This window comes from Chryseobacterium gregarium DSM 19109 (assembly GCF_000430845.1).
Lineage (GTDB): Bacteria > Bacteroidota > Bacteroidia > Flavobacteriales > Weeksellaceae > Chryseobacterium > Chryseobacterium gregarium.
The window spans coordinates 168,194-185,519 of the sequence record NZ_AUMU01000001.1; the positions used below are offsets into that span (position 1 = coordinate 168,194).

The window sequence follows — 17,326 nt, forward strand, 5'->3', positions numbered from 1 at the left end:
AATTTTATTTGTTTAGATTAACAGAATTCAGCCGCAGAGAATTTAAAATCACCGACAGGGAGCTGAAGCTCATAGCCGCCGCTGCGATCATCGGGGATAATAAGATTCCGAAAAAAGGATACAATAAGCCTGCCGCAACGGGAATGCCCAGAACATTATAGATAAAAGCAAAAAACAGGTTTTCCCTTATATTTTTCAGAAGCTTTTCACTTAATAACCGGGCTTTTGCAATGCCTGAAAGATCACCTTTCAACAGGGTAATTTCCGAACTTTCAATCGCAACATCAGTTCCGGTTCCCATCGCAATACCAATATCGGCCTGCGCCAAAGCAGGGGAGTCATTGATTCCGTCACCGGTCATCGCTACAATTTTGCCTTCCTGCTGCAGTCTTTTAACCTCATTTAATTTGTCTTCAGGAAGGCAGTTGGCTTTAAAATTCCTGATCCCCAGTTCATCCGCTACTGCTTTTGCCGTATGCTCATTATCCCCGGTCATCATCATAATTTCAATGCCTTCATCCGACAGCTGCTGAACTGCCTTTCTGGAGCTTTCTTTTATTTTATCCGTAAAACTGATGAATCCCAATACTTCATTTCCCTGGGCCACATAAGAAATGGTATGGGCTTTTGACTGGATTTCAACAGCTTTCTTTTTTAGGTTTTCAGGAATTAAGATCTGATGTTCGTTCAGCAGGCTCTCATTTCCCAGGTAAACGGTTTTATCCATGATATTTCCTTTGATGCCTTTTCCGGAAATATTTTCAAAACCATTTGTTTTTTCAGGGGAAATGTTTTCATCCTGTGCTTTTCTGATAACGGCACCCGATAAAGGGTGTTCTGAATTCTGATTCAATGAAAATGCCAGCTGCAAGATGAGAATGCGGTCTCCGTGAACGGCTTCAATGTATTCTACAGAAGGTTTCCCTTCAGTCAGGGTTGCTGTCTTATCGGTAATCAAAACATTGACCTTATTCATCTGTTCAAGCGCTTCCGCATTTTTAATAAGGATGCCGTTATTAGCTCCTTTACCGATCCCTACCATCAAAGACATCGGTGTGGCCAAGCCTAACGCACATGGGCAGGCCACAATCAATACAGCAACGGCATTGACAAAAGCAAACAGGCTTTTTTTACCTTCCGGCCCAAAAAGCTGCCAGATAATAAAGGTGGCCACAGCTGTTAAAATAACCGTGGGAACAAATATTTTTGCCACTTTATCCGTGAGTTTCTGGATCGGGGCTTTGCTCCGGCTTGCCTCGTTAACCAGTCGTATGATCTGGGAAAGCAGGGTTTCATCGCCTACTTTTTCAGCTTTCATGATAAACACCTGGTTGCCGTTGATGGTTCCCGCTGAAACCTTATCATGTATATTTTTTTCAACAGGCACCGGTTCGCCCGTAATCATGCTCTCGTCCACAGAGGAAGTCCCTTCTGTGATCTGTCCGTCCACCGGGATTTTTTCACCCGGTTTTACTTTTAATAGATTACCGGTTTTTACCTGGGAGATCAACACTTTTTTCTCTTCTCCGTTAATCAGTAGGGTGGCTTCATCAGGGGATAAATTCATTAATTCCCGTATGGCATTCCCCGTTTTTTTATGGGCAAGGGCTTCCATCAGCTGGCCCAGAATCACCAGGGTTAAAATCACACAGACCGCCTCAAAATACAACGGGACTTCATGGTTATGCCCCCTGATTTCATGCGGAACTATATCTGGAAAAGCCAATGCTGCAATACTGAAAATAAATGCGGCTGACACTCCTAAAACAATTAAACTGAACATGTTCAGGTTCATGGTTCTGAAAGATACCCAGCCTCTTCTGACCAGGAACCAGCCCGAATAAAATAAAACGGGAAGCGTTAAAATCAGTTCAAGAATTCCCTGAACCTGATGGGAAAACGGAAAACTGAATAACATCCCGCCCATCGAGAGAATAAAAACAGGAACGGTAAAAGCCAATGAAATGATGAACTTTCTTTTTAAAATTTTATAGGTCTCATCTGTGTCTTCATCTTTATCCGCCATCCTTACCAGATCCATCCCGCAGATTGGACAGTCCCCGGGTTCATGCTTAATAATTTCAGGGTGCATCGGGCAGGTATAGGTTGCCGTTTTCTTTTCCGGATATTTTACCAGATCCATTCCACAGACAGGACAGCCAACATTGCTGTCGTAGACTTTATCGCCTTCACAATACATTGGACAATAGTATTTCCCGGCCATTTCATCGGTAACTTTAGGGGCTTCGTGATCATGGTTATGATGATGAGTATGGGCACGGGATTTCATATTTTTAACCAGTTCTTCCGTAATCAGTTCCAGATGCATGTGGCAAACGGGACAGTCGCCTTTTTCAGGATATATTTTGTCCTTTTCACAAAACATCGGACAGTAATAGCTCCCGATATGGTCTTTGAAATTTTCAGGAAGATGGGTTAATGAATAGGCAGGCTTGTAATCCGGATCTTTTGAATGTTTTTCTTCAATAGGAACCAGGTACATGTTGCAGACCGGGCATCTTTTTCCCTGCTGGAAATACACTTTATCACCTTCGCATTCCATCGGGCAGTAGTAAACGGAAGAAGGGGAGATACGGTCCTGCAGTTTTTCAAAAGGAGCATGGTCAGGCTGGGACGGATCTTCAAGTTTATAGTTTCCGATTTCTTCCAAAGCTTTATTTAAAACGGATAATTCGACTTTTTTATCGGAAATGATGGTCGCTGTATGATTTTCTAAGTCAATATCTGCTGTGATACCTTCAATACTGTTCAGTTTTTCAGAAATTTTCTTCCGACATCCCGAACAGGTCATCCCGAGGATTTTATATTGTTGCTGCATGATCAGTCCTTTTTAATGTATAGTACAAATTTCCAAAATGCAAATGGAAACGTGTTATAAATTTAAGGATAATGATTATAAAATTAAGCCAGGAACATAATCAACTTATCAAACCTGATCCAGCGGTTTCCTGTGATGGGTTTTCAATTTTTTAAACTCAGTAGGGGTGAAGCCTGTGCTGCTGCGGAACTGGGAGGAGAGATGCTGCACGCTCTTATAACCTAATTTTCCGGCCATTTCCGTCAGGGTGAGTTCATTATAAAGAAGAAGTTCTTTTACTTTTTCAATTTTCTGAAGAATAAAGAACTGTTCCAGCGTTACCGTTTCGTTCTGGGAAAATGTTTTGGAAAGCGAGCTGTACTCTTTATGAAAGGCTGAGCTTAAAAATTCGGATAACAGAAAATTGTCATCGATATCAAGTCCGCTGATTTTTGTAATAATCAGGGTCTTGATTTTTTCAACCAGCTGACGGGCGGAATCTCTGATCCTTTCAAATCCTGTCTCCTCCAAATGCTTTTCAACCGTACAGAGGTCTTCATCTGAAACACCGGATTCTATTTCCACTTCACCCAGGGAAACGGATTTGATTTTAATCCCGGCTTTATCAAAAATATCCGAAACTGCAGAAATGCACCTCGCGCAAACCATATTTTTTATAAAGATTTTCATAAAAGGTTCTGATTGCTCAGCCTGTCTTTTACAAATTCGACTTTTGTTTTCCCATGCGGCGCAGGGTTTCCGTCCTCATCAAGATTAACCATTACGATTCTGTCGACAGTAATAATGGTCTGATGGGTCATTTTATTTCGCACATCGCATCTTAAGGTAAGGGATGTAGAGCCGAAAGCTGAAACTTCAATACCGATTTCTATAATATCACCCTGTTTGGCCGAGCTTACAAAATTGATCTCTGAAATAAATTTGGTCACTACTTTTTTATTCTCTAGCTGAATCACGGCATATAAAGCGGCTTCTTCATCAATCCATTGAAGCAGTTTCCCGCCGAAAAGCGACTGATTGGGATTTAAATCTTCAGGCTTTACCCATTTTCTGGTGTGATAATTCATATTCGTTATAATTTTAAAGCACAAATTTAATGTTTAAAACCGACTTGTTCAATTTATACAAATTGAGTTAACAAAAGAGCATTATTTATATATACAATTACGGATACTGTCTATTCTATCTGCATCGTTAAATATAATATTATACGTTAATTAAAGCAATAATTATGTTCGGAATATTGATTTTATCTGATTATTTAATTAAAAATTAAGTGTTTCAGGTGAATTTTAACAAATAATTCATCATAATTAACAGTTTTTAGCGAAATAATAATTTAATTGAAAACTTTACTAAAAATTTCCGAAAAAAAATTTTGATATGAAATTAATAATCGTATCTTGCACCTGTCTTATATCTGAAATCAATATTTGTTCATTCTATATGTTGTTTTTCTTTTATAAACCAAATCATTTTTAACATTTTTAATTTTTTTATTCAGATGAACATTTTTGTTTCAAACATCAATTACGCAACTAAAGATTATGAGTTGCAGGATCTATTTTCAGAATTTGGAGAAGTTTCTTCAGTAAAAATCATTACAGACAAAGAAACAGGTCGTTCAAGAGGTTTCGGTTTTGTTGAAATGGAAGATGCTGAAGGGCAGCAAGCTATTGAAGCTCTTAATGAGAAAGAATTCAACGGTAAAACACTTAATGTTTCAGAAGCTAAACCAAGAGAAGAGAAGCCAAGAAGAGCTTTCGGCGGTGGTAACACTGGTGGTGGCGGTAACAGAGGCGGAAGCGGCGGTTACGGCGGCGGCGGAAACAGAGGTGGAAGCGGCGGCGGTAGCGGTGGTTACGGCGGAAGCAGCAACAGAGGTGGAAGCGGCGGTTATGGCGGCGGTGGAGACCGTGGCGGAAACGGCGGTGGAAAACGTTGGTAAAAAATATAGGCGGCTTCAGTTCGAAGCCGCTTTTTTTATGTTTATGTTAGTTTAATCCGTTCTAAATTTATTCCTTTTTATTTTTTTTCTTCTTTTTGTCTTTCCCTTTCTTTTTGTCTTTCGTTTTTTTAGGGTTCAGAATTTCATCAGCATATTCAAATGTCGGTTCTTCTGCTTGTTCCGGACTTATGACAAAAATTTCAATGCCCAACTCCTTTATATCTTCCTGCGAAATCATGTGCTCGTTTATTAGAAGCTCCAAAACCTCCTTCCCTGAATTGCTGAAAAAACCTTGCACAAGTTCCTGCAACAAAAACTTCCGGTATTCCTCAAATGGTACGACTGCCGTATATTTGAAAATCCGTCCTTCTTTTTCTGTAGACAGATAGCCTTTTTCAACCAGAATTTTTAAATAGGTGGAAACGGTGTTCTGGTGAGGTTTAGGTTCAGGATGCTGTTCCATAATATTTTTTAAATAAAAGGAATGAAGCTTCCACAGCAGCTTCATTAAGTTTTCCTCAGCAGATGTAAGATGATTTATTTTCATATGAGATCCTTACGGTTGAAATTGTATGTTGCAATAAAGATAGATAAAAGATACCATAAAAGCAATTCCTGCTCCCGTCATTACTTCTTTCGGGGTATGTCTTCCGACAATCACCCTTGTAATTCCTACCAAAGCGGCAATGCCAAGCCATGAAATTCCCAAAGTATTGTCCAAAGCAAAAAATAAGGCTGCAACAAATACATTAAATGCTGTGTGCATGGAACTTTTAATGAAATAATTGCTGAGCTGCATGACCAGAAGCAAAATTAAGATAAAGATCATGATTAAGTCCACATGCCCTTTCCTGAAATAATCAAAAGCGATATAAGCGATGACGCAAGCTGCAATAAAGAAATACAAAGAGATCCTCTGGACCCGGTTAGATACATCCATATTGGTATACCGGCCGGTTTTAACATTCCATACCAGCCAGATGACTACCGGCAGTATAATCATCAGCAGTATCGGTAGAAAATACATTAATGAGTCGTGTAAAGAATAAGTTTTTACGCTCATGTAAAAGAAAAATATAACTAAAGAAACCAAAGGATTGAAGAAATCCGATATGATTTTTGAGGTTTTGTAAATAATCGAAGGGCGTTTTTCTTCCATAACTAAGTTTGATCATGTAAATATAATAGTATAAATAAAAAACAATGGGTGTAAATACAATAAAAACAAAGTTTTTTTTATAATTTTGCTTAACTATTTCATATATAAATAAGCAAAGGCTAACACATGAAAGAATTTTCTAAAGAGGTATACCTGAAGTGGTATGAAGATATGACAATGTGGAGAAGGTTTGAAGACAAATGCCGTTCTCTTTATCTAAAACAAAAAATCAGAGGTTTTTTACACTTGTATAACGGTCAGGAAGCCATTCCTGCAGGTTTTACCCATGCAATGGATTTAACGAAAGACAGTATGATTACCGCCTACAGATGCCACATCCATCCTATGGCTATGGGAGTGGATCCTAAAAGAATCATGGCGGAACTTTGTGGAAAAGCTACCGGTACGTCAGGAGGTATGGGCGGATCTATGCATATTTTCAGCAAAGAACACAGGTTTTACGGTGGACATGGTATTGTCGGAGGACAGATTCCTTTAGGTGCAGGTATTGCTTTTGCAGACCAGTATTTCGACAGAAAAGCGGTGAATATCTGTTTCTTCGGAGACGGAGCTGCAAGACAGGGTTCATTACATGAAACGTTTAACATGGCGATGAACTGGAAACTGCCTGTCGTATTCGTGGTTGAAAACAACCAGTATGCTATGGGAACTTCCGTAAAAAGAACAGCCAACCATGAGGACATCTATAAATTAGGACTGGGTTATGAAATGCCTTGTCTTGCTGTAGATGCAATGGATCCTGAAAAAGTGGCTGAAGCGGCTTACGAAGCTATCGAAAGAGCCAGAAGAGGGGACGGACCTACCTTTATTGAAGCAAGAACTTACCGTTTCAGAGGACATTCAATGTCTGATGCAGAGCCTTACAGATCTAAAGAAGAAGTGGCGATTCATAAAAGTGATGACCCGATTGAATTGATTAAACAAAGAATTTTATCAAATAACTGGGCGACCGAAGAAGAACTGGAAGCAACGGATAACAAATCAAGGGATTTTGTTGAAGAATGCATCGAGTTCATGGAAAATTCCCCGTATCCGGATCCTGAAAAAATCTACGAGTATGTATATGCTCAGGAAAATTATCCGTTCTTAGATAAATTAGAAAATCAATAATCAGGTAATTTGAGAATTTGAAAAATGAGTTAATTATTTTATTTCTGATTCTCACTTCATCACATTAACAAATTATCATAATAAATTATGGCAGAAGTAATTACAATGCCGCGCCTTTCTGATACAATGACAGAAGGGAAAGTGGCAAAATGGCATAAAAAAGTAGGGGAACAGGTAAAAGAAGGAGATATTTTAGCTGAAATTGAAACCGATAAAGCCGTTCAGGATTTTGAATCTGAGATAGAAGGTACTCTTTTATACGTAGGCGTAGAAGAAGGAGGTGCCGCTGCTGTAGATTCTGTTTTGGCGATTATCGGTAAAGAAGGAGAAGATATTTCCGGGTTAACCGGCGGAGAAGCTCCTAAAGCTGATGATTCCGAGGAGAAAAAATCTGAAGAAGAATTAAAAACAGAAAATAACGCTACCAGTGTGGAACAGACCGATGCTGAAATTCCTGCCGGGGTAGAAATGATTACAATGCCGAGACTTTCTGATACGATGACAGAAGGTAAAGTGGCTAAATGGCACAAAAATGTCGGAGATACCGTAAAAGAGGGAGACCTTCTTGCAGAGATTGAAACCGATAAAGCTGTTCAGGATTTCGAGTCTGAATTCAACGGCGTATTATTGAAGCAGGGTGTTGAAGAAGGCGGTGCCGCTCCTGTGGATTCCGTATTAGCCATTATCGGTCCTGAAGGAACAGATGTTTCAGGAGTTGGTGCTCCGAAAGCAACTGGTCAGTCATCGGAAAAACCTGCTGAAAAGAAACCTGAGGCAAAAGAAGAAAAAGAACAGGCGGCTCCTGCTGAAAATGCTTCGTCTTCTGACCGTGTAGCCATCTCTCCGTTAGCTAAAAAAATGGCTGAAGAAAAAGGCGTGAATATCCAGAATCTTCAGGGTTCAGGGGAAAACGGGAGAATCGTTAAGAAAGATATTGAAAACTACCAGCCTTCGGCTAAGCAAGAAACTTCTGAACCGGCTCAGGCATCATCGTCTGCGGCAGCTCAGGTAGCGGTAAGCTTTGTTCAGGGTGAAGATACGGAGACACCGAACTCTCAGGTAAGAAATATTATTGCAAAACGTCTTGCTGAAAGCAAATTCTCTGCGCCTCACTACTATTTAATGGTAGAGATCAATATGGATAAAGCCATAGAAGCCAGAAAAGAAATCAATTCTTTGCCGGATACAAAAATTTCTTTCAATGATATGATCATTAAGGCGACTGCGGTTGCATTAAGAAAACACCCTCAGGTAAATTCAAGCTGGGCCGGCGACAAGATTATCCACAGAGGAAACATCAATATCGGTGTAGCCGTGGCTATTCCTGACGGATTGGTAGTTCCAGTGCTTAAGAATACCGATCAGATGAACTATACGCAGATTTCTGCTGCGGTAAAAGATATGGCCGGAAGAGCAAAATCCAAAGGTCTCAAAGCGAATGAAATGGAAGGTTCTACTTTCTCTATTTCCAACCTGGGAATGTTTGGAATTGAAACGTTCACCAGCATCATCAATCAGCCTAATGCTGCCATCCTTTCAGTAGGTGCCATTATTGAGAAGCCGGTTGTTAAAAACGGTCAGATTGTAGTCGGAAACATTATGAAGCTGTCATTGGCCTGTGACCACAGAGTAGTAGACGGTGCCACAGGAGCCCAATTCCTACAGACTTTAAAAACCTATCTGGAAAGCCCTTTAACTTTGTTACTGTAATTTTCTAAGTTTTTGAAATATAAACCTCTCATAACTGAGAGGTTTTTTTATTTATGCCGAAGATGAAGTATTAAAAATAATTCAGAAAATGCTTTGGGTATTGATATACTATTAGCTTTAAAATTGTCATTATTTAAAATCAATTTACTATTTTTGAATTATGATTAAAGCAAGGAATGTCCATAAATTTTATGGGAATTTAGAAGTATTGAAAGGTGTTGACATTCACATTAAAACGGGTGAAGTGGTTTCTATTGTGGGAGAATCCGGAGCGGGAAAATCTACGCTGTTGCAGATCTTGGGAACATTGGACCAGCCTTCTCATTCGAATAAATTCGGTACTGAAATATCCATTGCGCAGGAGTCTTTTATCAATATGAATGATAAGCAGCTTTCTAAGTTCAGAAACCAGAACATCGGTTTTGTATTCCAGTTCCATCAATTGCTTCCTGAGTTTACGGCTTTGGAAAATGTTCTGCTGCCGACTAAAATTGCCGGCGCTAATGAAAAAGAATCTGTTGAAAAGGCTTATGCTTTGTTTGAAGATTTGAAAATTGAACAGAGGCTGCACCACAAGCCCAACCAGTTGTCCGGTGGTGAAGCCCAGAGAGTGGCCGTAGCAAGGGCTTTGATCAATTCCCCTAAAATTATTTTTGCTGACGAGCCGACTGGTAACTTAGATTCAAAAAATGCCGATGATCTTCACCGACTGTTCTTTGACCTGAGAGATAAATACAATCAGACTTTTGTGATTGTAACCCATAACCCGAACCTTGCAGAAATTACCGACAGAAAATTAGTGATGAAAGACGGGTTGATTATCGAATAAAATTTTCAGAAGCATATGATCAAGCAATTTGTTTTTTTATTGATTTTCCTGAGTTTCCATTTTACAATCGGATCTCAGCCATCATCTGCTGTTGAAGAATACCTGCCCAAATCAAAAGTTTCTGAGATTAAAAATTATCTTAAAGGAAAGGATTACAATCAGGATTTTGCGGTTTTCATTAATTTTAAAATTCACTCCGGAAAGTACAGATACTTTTTTTATGATCTTAAAAATGATAAAATAGTACAGAAAGCCATTGTAGCGCATGGTGAAGGTTCTGCTGTCGAAAAATCAGGGCTTTTAAAATTCAGCAATACAGAGGGTTCCCATCAGTCATCTCTGGGGAAATATGAGATCAGGGAAAGCTACTCCGGAAAATTTGGCAAGGCTTACCGTATGGACGGCCTTGATGAAACCAATAGCAATGCCAGAGCCCGGGCAATTGTTTTGCATTCTTACTATTGCGTGCCTGACCTTGAATCGAAAAACCTGACCTGTTTAAGTTTCGGATGTCCTATGCTTTCCCCGAAAGCTTTTACTGAAACGGCAAAATACATAGACGGATCGAAGAAGCCGATTATTTTATATGCTTTTTATTAACTAAACCATGAAAAATATGTCTATAAAATTCCTTGCTGAAGACGACCGTCCCCGCGAAAAATTTTTGCAGAAAGGTAAAAATTCCTTATCTGATTCCGAACTGCTGGCCATTATTATGAGGAACGGAAACAAAGACGAAAGTGCTTTGGAGCTTTCAAGAAAAATTCTTACCTCGGTAAATAATAACTGGAATCAGCTCAGCCTGCTTTCCGTGAAAGATCTGATGAGATTCAAAGGAGTCGGACAGGTGAAAGCGATTACAATTGCCACGGCACTTGAAATCGGCAGAAGAAGGGCCGGACAGGAAATTCCCGAAAAGTTGCTTATTTCAAATAGCAGTGACGGGTACAAAATTTTGCGAAATTATTTATCTGATTTAAGAACAGAAGAATTTTGGGCCATATTTCTCAACCAAAGCAACAGAGTGCTTCATTTTGCACAGCTGACCCAAGGTGGAATCAATCAGTCTATTGTAGATATAAGGATATTGTTTAAAACAGCATTAGATCATTATGCCACGGCACTCATCATTGCGCATAATCACCCCTCCGGCAACCTGAAACCCAGCAAAGAAGACCTTGAGATTACCCAAAGAATAAAAGAGGCCGGAAAAATGCTGAATATTCAGCTTCTAGACCACCTTATTATTACCCAAAACTCATATTTTAGTTTTTCAGACGACGGAATATTATGATCAGACGATTGAAATACAATGACATTGATTTTGAGAAATATACCCGATGCCTGGAAAATTCTGAACAGAGAAAATATTCTGCCTCCAAACTTTTCCTGGACATTACGTCACGCAAGCAATGGGAAATTCTGGTTTTCAATGATTATGAAGCGGTAATGCCGGTTCCTTTTATCAGGAAATTCGGATTAAAAATAGTGATCAACCCAAGGTTGTGTCAGCAATTAGGAATCTTTTCTACTAAAGATGATATACATCTTAATGATGATTTTCTAAATTTCTTTGAGAAAAAATATAATATCTGGTACTATCCTTTTAATGATCAGAATATTTTCAGCAGGCCGCTGATAACAAGAAAGAACTTTCTTATCTATCCTGAAGAATATGAGGTGGTAAGGCAGAAATATTCACCGAAAAGGAAAAGAAAATTAAGGCTGGATGAAGAAGTACTGGCGATGTCTGAAATCAGAGAGGTGTCAATGCCTGAAGCATATTCTTTTATCTCTGAAAATATTATCGGAGCAAAAAATGGATATGACAAACAGGAATTTTTAAAAACTTTTCAGAATTTTTATGATTCAGGATCTCTTGGTATTACTGCATTTTTATATGAAAATAAAATTATTAATGCCATTGCAGTATACCATGACGAGAAAACTGCTGCCCTGCTCGGGACATTTAATGATAAGGAGTATATGAAACTTTCAGGGTCATGTGTTGTTATTGATCGTGTGATCAGGGGGAACATCAGTAATAAAATTTTTGATTTTGAAGGAAGCGAAATCCCTGCAGTTGAAGAATTCTTCAGAGGGTTCCGGCCCGAACTAAAGCCTTATCCGATTATTAGAAATTCCAAAAAGGAAATTGTCAGGAATTGTCTGAACATTAAAAAAAGTATAGGTAACTTCTAAATTATAAAGATTAAAATGACCTGATAAATAGTGTCTGTTTAACATCGACTGCTGGAATCATTCAAATGTTTATTTTAGCTTCGTACGAGCCTTAATTAAACTGTATAGCCATAAAATATTATGAAAAGCAAAATTATTGTTACATTTTTACTGTCAATCTATTTGTGCTTAATGTCCTGTTATCTCTATACCCATCAATATTACAATGCAGATATAGAAGCGTATATGGGTTTGGTCTATAAAACCAACTTTCCAGATATGACTATTGAAGAGATTCACGAAAAAGTATATGATGAATTAAAAATAAAAAGACCTGAAACCGGTAAGATCAATACCGGAAGACAGGAAGAAGCGGTAGGAGATAACAGTTATTATAAAATTCTATCTGAAAGGCCTGAAGTCTACGAAGAAGAACTTCAGCTTTTTACCGTAAAGCCTTTGTATAACGTTATCAATTCTATTTTTTTTAAAGCCGGATTTGAAGCTTCCACTTCTACTTTTCTGATTACCATTATTTCTTACATTTTAATAACATTGCTTATTTTTGTTTTTTTATTGAAAATTCTTAAAAATCATTATCTTGCTTTACTTTTAACAGTTTTAATATCATTATTTAAACCTCTGCTAGATACTTCGCGTCATGCAACCCCGGACGGTTTGTCAACATTACTTCTATTGCTTAGCTTTTATTATGTGGTAGTGAAAAAAAATTTGTTTACTGCTACGGTTTTTGGTATTTTATGCATTCTTACAAGGCCTGAATATTTCATCTTTTACAGTTTTTTATTATTATTGCTTTACGTATTTAAGTCTGATTTCAGATTAAAGACGAGAGAAATTATTTTCTCATTTACTTATTTTGTTTTAACTTTTGGGATCATACAATACTTCAATCAGATTCCGTGGTCGGTTTTGTTTATGAACCAGTTTACCAAAGTACAGCTGTATCCGATATCCAATCCCGATACTTTTAATTTCCATGAATACCTGGCGGTTATAAAAGGAAAGCTGCTCTTTGAATTTAATACTTCATACTTTCTCTTATTGCTGATTTTTATTATTGTTATTTTGGATTACAGATTGTTAAAAAGCAGAGACAGAAAAAGTTTTATCTACCTGAGCCTGTATTGCGCGATTTATTTTACAGTGTTCCTGCGGTTTTTTATGTTTCCGAGCTTGGTAAACAGAATGATGGTCGGGTTTTACTTAATTATTATTTTATCGTTGATTTCCTATCAAAATTACAAAAAGCAAATATTAGCCGAGACTGTATAAATATTGTAAAATTATCAGTAATTTTGCTACCTCAAATTTATGGCAAGTTTTTCAGGATATCTACCGTATGCTTTTGCATTGATCATTGCAATACCGTTTCTGGTTTTGCTCAGGCAATTTGTATTCACCTATATCAAACTTAAAGAACAGGAAATAAAGCTTCTTTCCGTAAAATCGAATTCAGAAAACAAGACACAGTCTTATGAAAGGATGATCCTGTTTCTGGAAAGGATAAAGCCTTCAAATCTGATTCAGCGTTTTGATAAGGAACTGGCGGTTCATGAGTTTATATTCCTTACGGAGAAGTCGGTTAATGAAGAATTCGAATATAATTCTTCGCAGCAGCTTTATATAACAAAAAATTCCTGGAACAATATTGTCGATTCTAAAAATGCTGTCATTGGCCTGCTTCACAAAACCTATGAAGAAATTAACGGGAATACTGATCTTGATGAATTTAAGACCATTTTCATCATGAATTACATGAACGGAGATGACTATATTTCAGCAACGATAGATAACATGAGAAAAGAAATTTTAATAATAGCTTAACTAAAAAATAAATACAATTAAATAATGATTCCAAATTTTAAAGCACATCCATGGCACGGAATTTCTGCAGGAGAAGATGCGCCGAATATTGTTAATGTTTTCGTGGAGATTGTACCTTCTGATACCATTAAATATGAAGTTGACAAGGAAACCGGATTTCTGAAGGTTGACAGGCCTCAGAAATTCTCAAATATCATTCCTGCATTATACGGTTTTGTTCCGAGAACTTACTGTGATGCGGCTGTAATGAATCTTGCTGTTGAAAGAGGGGCAGAAGATGTAACGATGGGAGACCATGACCCGCTTGACATCTGTGTTTTGAGTTCTCACAACATTCATTCAGGAGGCTTATTATTGGAAGCTATTCCGATCGGAGGTTTTAAAATGATCGATGGGGGTGAAGCGGATGATAAAATTGTTGCGGTAATGATAGGAGACCATGCTTTCGGGCATTTCAGAGATATTTCAGAATTGCCTGATGCGGAAGTGAAACGATTAATGCATTATTTCCTGACTTATAAAAACTTACCGGATGAGCCTGCGAAATGCAGAATCCAGGAAGTATACGGTGCCGAGCATGCTAAAAAAGTGATTAAGGCTTCTCAGGATGATTACACCAATAAATACGGAGGATAATTCTTCATTAAAATAATAAAAAAGGGATAAGTGAATTTTCATTTATCCCTTTTTTATTTGACCTGATATAACGGAGGCTTCGAAACTTACCTGGTCCATTTCAATCGTTACCGGATTAAATATTAGCAGTTGCGGATATTTATCACATCATCATGAGAATTATTTATTATATTTAATATTCTATTACCAAAAAAATATTAAACTATGGATTTATTCTTATTAGTGCCAATTTTTGGTGTCATTGCTTTAGTTTACACCTTTCTTCAGAGCAATTGGGTAAGTAAGCAGGATGCCGGAGATGAAAAAATGAAAACAATCAGCGGTTATATTGCTGATGGTGCCATGGCTTTTCTAAAAGCTGAGTACAGGATTCTGATGTATTTCGTAGCTATTGTAGCCATTTTATTAGCCATAATGGGAGGAACTAACTCCGATTCCCACTGGACCATCGGGCTGGCTTTTGCTATAGGCGCGGTATTTTCCGCACTCGCCGGGTTTATCGGGATGAAAATTGCCACTAAAGCCAACGTAAGAACGGCGCAGGCTGCAAAAACTTCGCTATCAAAAGCTTTAAAAGTTTCTTTTACAGGAGGATCTGTAATGGGAATGGGCGTTGCCGGATTGGCCGTGTTAGGATTGGGGGCTTTATTTTTAATTATCAAGCAGATCTTCGCGCCCGATGCCACGGTAGATTCTGATGAAATGAAAAGGACGATCGAAATCCTCACAGGATTTTCCCTGGGTGCAGAATCAATTGCTTTATTTGCCAGAGTTGGGGGTGGTATCTATACCAAGGCAGCTGATGTAGGCGCTGACCTGGTAGGAAAAGTGGAAGCGGGAATTCCGGAAGACGATCCGAGAAATCCAGCTACCATTGCAGATAATGTAGGGGATAATGTGGGCGATGTTGCAGGAATGGGAGCTGATTTATTCGGGTCTTATGTGGCAACCGTTTTAGCAACCATGGTATTGGGAAGAGAAACGATATCTGACGATTCTTTTGGCGGCTTTGCCCCGATTCTTTTACCGATGCTTATTGCAGGAACCGGGATTCTTTTTTCAATGGCCGGGACTTTATTTGTCAGGATCAATGACAATGAAGAGTCATCAACTTCCAATGTTCAGAATGCTTTAAATTTGGGAAACTGGGGAAGTATTGTCATCACTGCAATCGCTTCGTATTTCCTTGTTACTTATATTTTACCGGATAAAATGGTTTTAAGGGGTCATGAGTTCACTAAGATAGGCGTTTTCGGAGCGATTATGGTCGGACTGGTTGTAGGGACTTTAATGAGCATTATCACAGAATATTATACGGCAATGGGAAAAAGGCCCGTTTCCAGTATTGTAAGGCAGTCTTCAACAGGCCATGCCACCAATATTATCGGCGGTCTTTCCGTTGGGATGGAATCAACCTTGCTTCCGATCCTTGTTTTGGCAGGAGGGATTTACGGTTCCTATTTATGTGCCGGACTGTATGGTGTCGCTATTGCGGCAGCCGGAATGATGGCCACGACCGCTATGCAGCTGGCTATTGATGCATTCGGGCCGATTGCGGATAACGCCGGTGGAATTGCTGAAATGTGTGAACTTCCAAAAGAAGTCCGTGAAAGGACGGATATACTGGATTCTGTAGGAAATACAACGGCAGCTACAGGCAAAGGATTTGCAATTGCTTCTGCGGCGTTAACCGCTTTAGCTTTATTCGCCGCATTCGTAGGGATTGCAGGCATCGACGGCATTGATATTTACAGAGCCGACGTGCTGGCCGGATTGTTCGTAGGAGGAATGATTCCTTTCATATTTTCGTCCCTTGCCATTAAGGCAGTCGGGCAGGCCGCAATGGCCATGGTGGAGGAAGTGCGCAGGCAATTCCGGGAAATCCCTGGAATCCTTGAAGGAACTGCTCGTCCTGAATATGAAAAGTGTGTTGCGATTTCTACCGATGCTTCCATCAGGAAAATGATGCTTCCCGGAGCAATTACGATTGTTTCTCCACTACTGATCGGGTTTATTTTCGGTCCGGAAGTACTGGGCGGATTTTTAGCCGGTGCCACGGTATGTGGGGTATTAATGGGAATGTTCCAGAACAATGCAGGAGGTGCCTGGGACAATGCCAAAAAATCTTTTGAAAAAGGAGTGGATATCAATGGCAAGATGTATTATAAAGGTTCGGAACCTCATAAAGCTTCAGTAACGGGTGATACCGTTGGAGACCCTTTCAAGGATACTTCAGGGCCATCCATGAATATCCTGATCAAGCTGATGTCTATTGTTTCCCTGGTTATTGCCCCGACTTTAGCCGTATTACATAAAGATAAAATAGAAGCCAACAGAGCCGCTAAGATTGAAAGCCTGACAGGAATGAAAAATACCCACGCTGTTACCGGAAATGCAGCAGTATTGCCTGTTCCTGCAGATATTAAAGGACATTTAAATGAAAACGGCGATTTCGTTTATGATACCGGGGCTATGCAGGAAGTTCAGTTAAAAGGCGGAAAGAAAATTTCCATCGGAGGTAACAGCCAGCTGCTTCAGATGTACGAACTGATAAAAAGTAAAGATCAGTCAGTGTTGGATCCGAATAAATGGTTTACGATTGAAAATCTTTATTTCGAGACCGGTTCAAGCGAATTACGAGCGGGTTCCGAAACACAGTTGCTGAATTTAGTGGAGATTCTTAATGCTTATCCGGATCTTAAAATAAAACTGGGGGGATATACTGACAATACAGGAAATGAAGAAAGCAACCAGACGCTTTCCAATCTCAGGGCTCAGACCACCAGGCTGAAATTGCTGGAACTTGGTGTTGCCGGAGACCGTTTAGAAGCAGAAGGGTACGGAGCTCAGCACCCTGTCTGCGAAGCTAATGATACTGACGAGTGTATGGCAAAAAACAGAAGGATCGATGTCAGAGTGTTAGCACTCTAAACCCAATTGAGATAACAGACAAAACACTGCATCAGCGGTGCTTTGTCATTTTATAAAACATTTGACAAGATTTTCACAGATTATAAAGGTATATACCAAAATTTTGAGCTGATG

At 39.0% G+C, this 17,326-nt stretch carries 16 protein-coding genes; 11 read left to right on the forward strand and 5 right to left on the reverse strand.

What is annotated here, in order from left to right; genetic code table 11:
• Positions 1-4 precede the first annotated feature (4 nt).
• The 3 genes from H561_RS0100895 to H561_RS0100905 all read right to left on the reverse strand — a co-directional run bounded on the left by H561_RS0100895 (position 5) and on the right by H561_RS0100905 (position 3,906).
• Positions 5-2,839 (reverse strand): heavy metal translocating P-type ATPase, encoded by a 2,835-nt coding sequence (locus H561_RS0100895; protein ID WP_027385283.1) that lies wholly within the window; start codon positions 2,837-2,839, stop codon positions 5-7.
• A gap of 108 nt (positions 2,840-2,947) precedes the next feature.
• Entirely contained in the window at positions 2,948-3,508 is a 561-nt protein-coding gene (locus tag H561_RS0100900; protein ID WP_027385284.1) for a helix-turn-helix domain-containing protein, read from the reverse strand.
• Positions 3,505-3,906 (reverse strand): acyl-CoA thioesterase, encoded by a 402-nt coding sequence (locus H561_RS0100905; protein WP_027385285.1) that lies wholly within the window; start codon positions 3,904-3,906, stop codon positions 3,505-3,507. The genes H561_RS0100900 and H561_RS0100905 overlap by 4 nt, the downstream gene beginning before the upstream one ends.
• A gap of 437 nt (positions 3,907-4,343) precedes the next feature.
• On the opposite strand from H561_RS0100905, the gene H561_RS0100910 reads away from it, so the two are divergent.
• The gene (locus H561_RS0100910; RefSeq protein WP_027385286.1) at positions 4,344-4,787 is read left to right on the forward strand and encodes an RNA recognition motif domain-containing protein; all 444 of its coding nucleotides are present in this window, start codon (positions 4,344-4,346) and stop codon (positions 4,785-4,787) included.
• 67 nt (positions 4,788-4,854) lie between these two features.
• On the opposite strand, the gene H561_RS0100915 is transcribed toward H561_RS0100910, so the two are convergent.
• A complete protein-coding gene (locus H561_RS0100915; RefSeq protein ID WP_027385287.1) occupies positions 4,855-5,334 on the reverse strand; it encodes a BlaI/MecI/CopY family transcriptional regulator in 480 nt (159 codons plus the stop codon).
• 9 nt (positions 5,335-5,343) lie between these two features.
• Positions 5,344-5,946 (reverse strand): phosphatase PAP2 family protein, encoded by a 603-nt coding sequence (locus tag H561_RS0100920; RefSeq protein WP_027385288.1) that lies wholly within the window; start codon positions 5,944-5,946, stop codon positions 5,344-5,346.
• Positions 5,947-6,072: 126 nt separating this feature from the next.
• Here H561_RS0100920 and pdhA point away from each other — a divergent pair, with 126 nt between their 5' ends.
• From pdhA to H561_RS0100970, 10 genes are all read left to right on the forward strand, one after another.
• Positions 6,073-7,077 carry a pyruvate dehydrogenase (acetyl-transferring) E1 component subunit alpha gene (gene pdhA / locus H561_RS0100925; protein WP_027385289.1) on the forward strand — a complete coding sequence of 335 codons (1,005 nt, stop codon included), beginning with the start codon at positions 6,073-6,075 and terminating at the stop codon, positions 7,075-7,077.
• An 87-nt stretch (positions 7,078-7,164) separates the two neighbouring features.
• Entirely contained in the window at positions 7,165-8,787 is a 1,623-nt protein-coding gene (locus H561_RS0100930; protein ID WP_027385290.1) for a pyruvate dehydrogenase complex dihydrolipoamide acetyltransferase, read from the forward strand.
• Positions 8,788-8,947: 160 nt separating this feature from the next.
• Complete coding sequence (locus H561_RS0100935) at positions 8,948-9,616, forward strand: ABC transporter ATP-binding protein (protein WP_027385291.1); 669 nt, start codon at positions 8,948-8,950, stop codon at positions 9,614-9,616.
• A gap of 15 nt (positions 9,617-9,631) precedes the next feature.
• A complete protein-coding gene (locus tag H561_RS0100940; protein WP_027385292.1) occupies positions 9,632-10,216 on the forward strand; it encodes a murein L,D-transpeptidase catalytic domain-containing protein in 585 nt (194 codons plus the stop codon).
• Between the two features lie 16 nt (positions 10,217-10,232).
• Entirely contained in the window at positions 10,233-10,910 is a 678-nt protein-coding gene (radC, locus tag H561_RS0100945) for a RadC family protein (RefSeq protein WP_027385293.1), read from the forward strand.
• Positions 10,907-11,818 carry a hypothetical protein gene (locus H561_RS0100950; protein WP_051349267.1) on the forward strand — a complete coding sequence of 304 codons (912 nt, stop codon included), beginning with the start codon at positions 10,907-10,909 and terminating at the stop codon, positions 11,816-11,818. Before radC ends, H561_RS0100950 begins: the two co-directional genes overlap by 4 nt.
• Before the next feature lie 120 nt (positions 11,819-11,938).
• A complete protein-coding gene (locus H561_RS0100955; protein ID WP_162143018.1) occupies positions 11,939-13,093 on the forward strand; it encodes a hypothetical protein in 1,155 nt (384 codons plus the stop codon).
• A 39-nt stretch (positions 13,094-13,132) separates the two neighbouring features.
• A complete protein-coding gene (locus H561_RS0100960) occupies positions 13,133-13,645 on the forward strand; it encodes a DUF7935 family protein (protein WP_027385296.1) in 513 nt (170 codons plus the stop codon).
• 24 nt (positions 13,646-13,669) lie between these two features.
• Positions 13,670-14,281, forward strand: coding sequence for an inorganic pyrophosphatase (locus tag H561_RS0100965; RefSeq protein ID WP_027385297.1), 612 nt, complete (start codon positions 13,670-13,672; stop codon positions 14,279-14,281).
• A 204-nt stretch (positions 14,282-14,485) separates the two neighbouring features.
• Positions 14,486-17,212 (forward strand): sodium-translocating pyrophosphatase, encoded by a 2,727-nt coding sequence (locus H561_RS0100970; RefSeq protein WP_027385298.1) that lies wholly within the window; start codon positions 14,486-14,488, stop codon positions 17,210-17,212.
• Positions 17,213-17,326 lie beyond the last annotated feature (114 nt).

What these genes read in the sequence shown, in the direction of transcription:
- H561_RS0100895 (WP_027385283.1), bottom strand. Translation starts at nt 2,839, where the DNA reads ATGCAGCAACAATATAAAATCCTCGGGATGACCTGTTCGGGATGTCGG.
- H561_RS0100900 (WP_027385284.1), bottom strand. Translation starts at nt 3,508, where the DNA reads ATGAAAATCTTTATAAAAAATATGGTTTGCGCGAGGTGCATTTCTGCA.
- H561_RS0100905 (WP_027385285.1), bottom strand. Translation starts at nt 3,906, where the DNA reads ATGAATTATCACACCAGAAAATGGGTAAAGCCTGAAGATTTAAATCCC.
- H561_RS0100910 (WP_027385286.1), top strand. Translation starts at nt 4,344, where the DNA reads ATGAACATTTTTGTTTCAAACATCAATTACGCAACTAAAGATTATGAG.
- H561_RS0100915 (WP_027385287.1), bottom strand. Translation starts at nt 5,334, where the DNA reads ATGAAAATAAATCATCTTACATCTGCTGAGGAAAACTTAATGAAGCTG.
- H561_RS0100920 (WP_027385288.1), bottom strand. Translation starts at nt 5,946, where the DNA reads ATGGAAGAAAAACGCCCTTCGATTATTTACAAAACCTCAAAAATCATA.
- pdhA (WP_027385289.1), top strand. Translation starts at nt 6,073, where the DNA reads ATGAAAGAATTTTCTAAAGAGGTATACCTGAAGTGGTATGAAGATATG.
- H561_RS0100930 (WP_027385290.1), top strand. Translation starts at nt 7,165, where the DNA reads ATGGCAGAAGTAATTACAATGCCGCGCCTTTCTGATACAATGACAGAA.
- H561_RS0100935 (WP_027385291.1), top strand. Translation starts at nt 8,948, where the DNA reads ATGATTAAAGCAAGGAATGTCCATAAATTTTATGGGAATTTAGAAGTA.
- H561_RS0100940 (WP_027385292.1), top strand. Translation starts at nt 9,632, where the DNA reads ATGATCAAGCAATTTGTTTTTTTATTGATTTTCCTGAGTTTCCATTTT.
- radC (WP_027385293.1), top strand. Translation starts at nt 10,233, where the DNA reads ATGTCTATAAAATTCCTTGCTGAAGACGACCGTCCCCGCGAAAAATTT.
- H561_RS0100950 (WP_051349267.1), top strand. Translation starts at nt 10,907, where the DNA reads ATGATCAGACGATTGAAATACAATGACATTGATTTTGAGAAATATACC.
- H561_RS0100955 (WP_162143018.1), top strand. Translation starts at nt 11,939, where the DNA reads ATGAAAAGCAAAATTATTGTTACATTTTTACTGTCAATCTATTTGTGC.
- H561_RS0100960 (WP_027385296.1), top strand. Translation starts at nt 13,133, where the DNA reads ATGGCAAGTTTTTCAGGATATCTACCGTATGCTTTTGCATTGATCATT.
- H561_RS0100965 (WP_027385297.1), top strand. Translation starts at nt 13,670, where the DNA reads ATGATTCCAAATTTTAAAGCACATCCATGGCACGGAATTTCTGCAGGA.
- H561_RS0100970 (WP_027385298.1), top strand. Translation starts at nt 14,486, where the DNA reads ATGGATTTATTCTTATTAGTGCCAATTTTTGGTGTCATTGCTTTAGTT.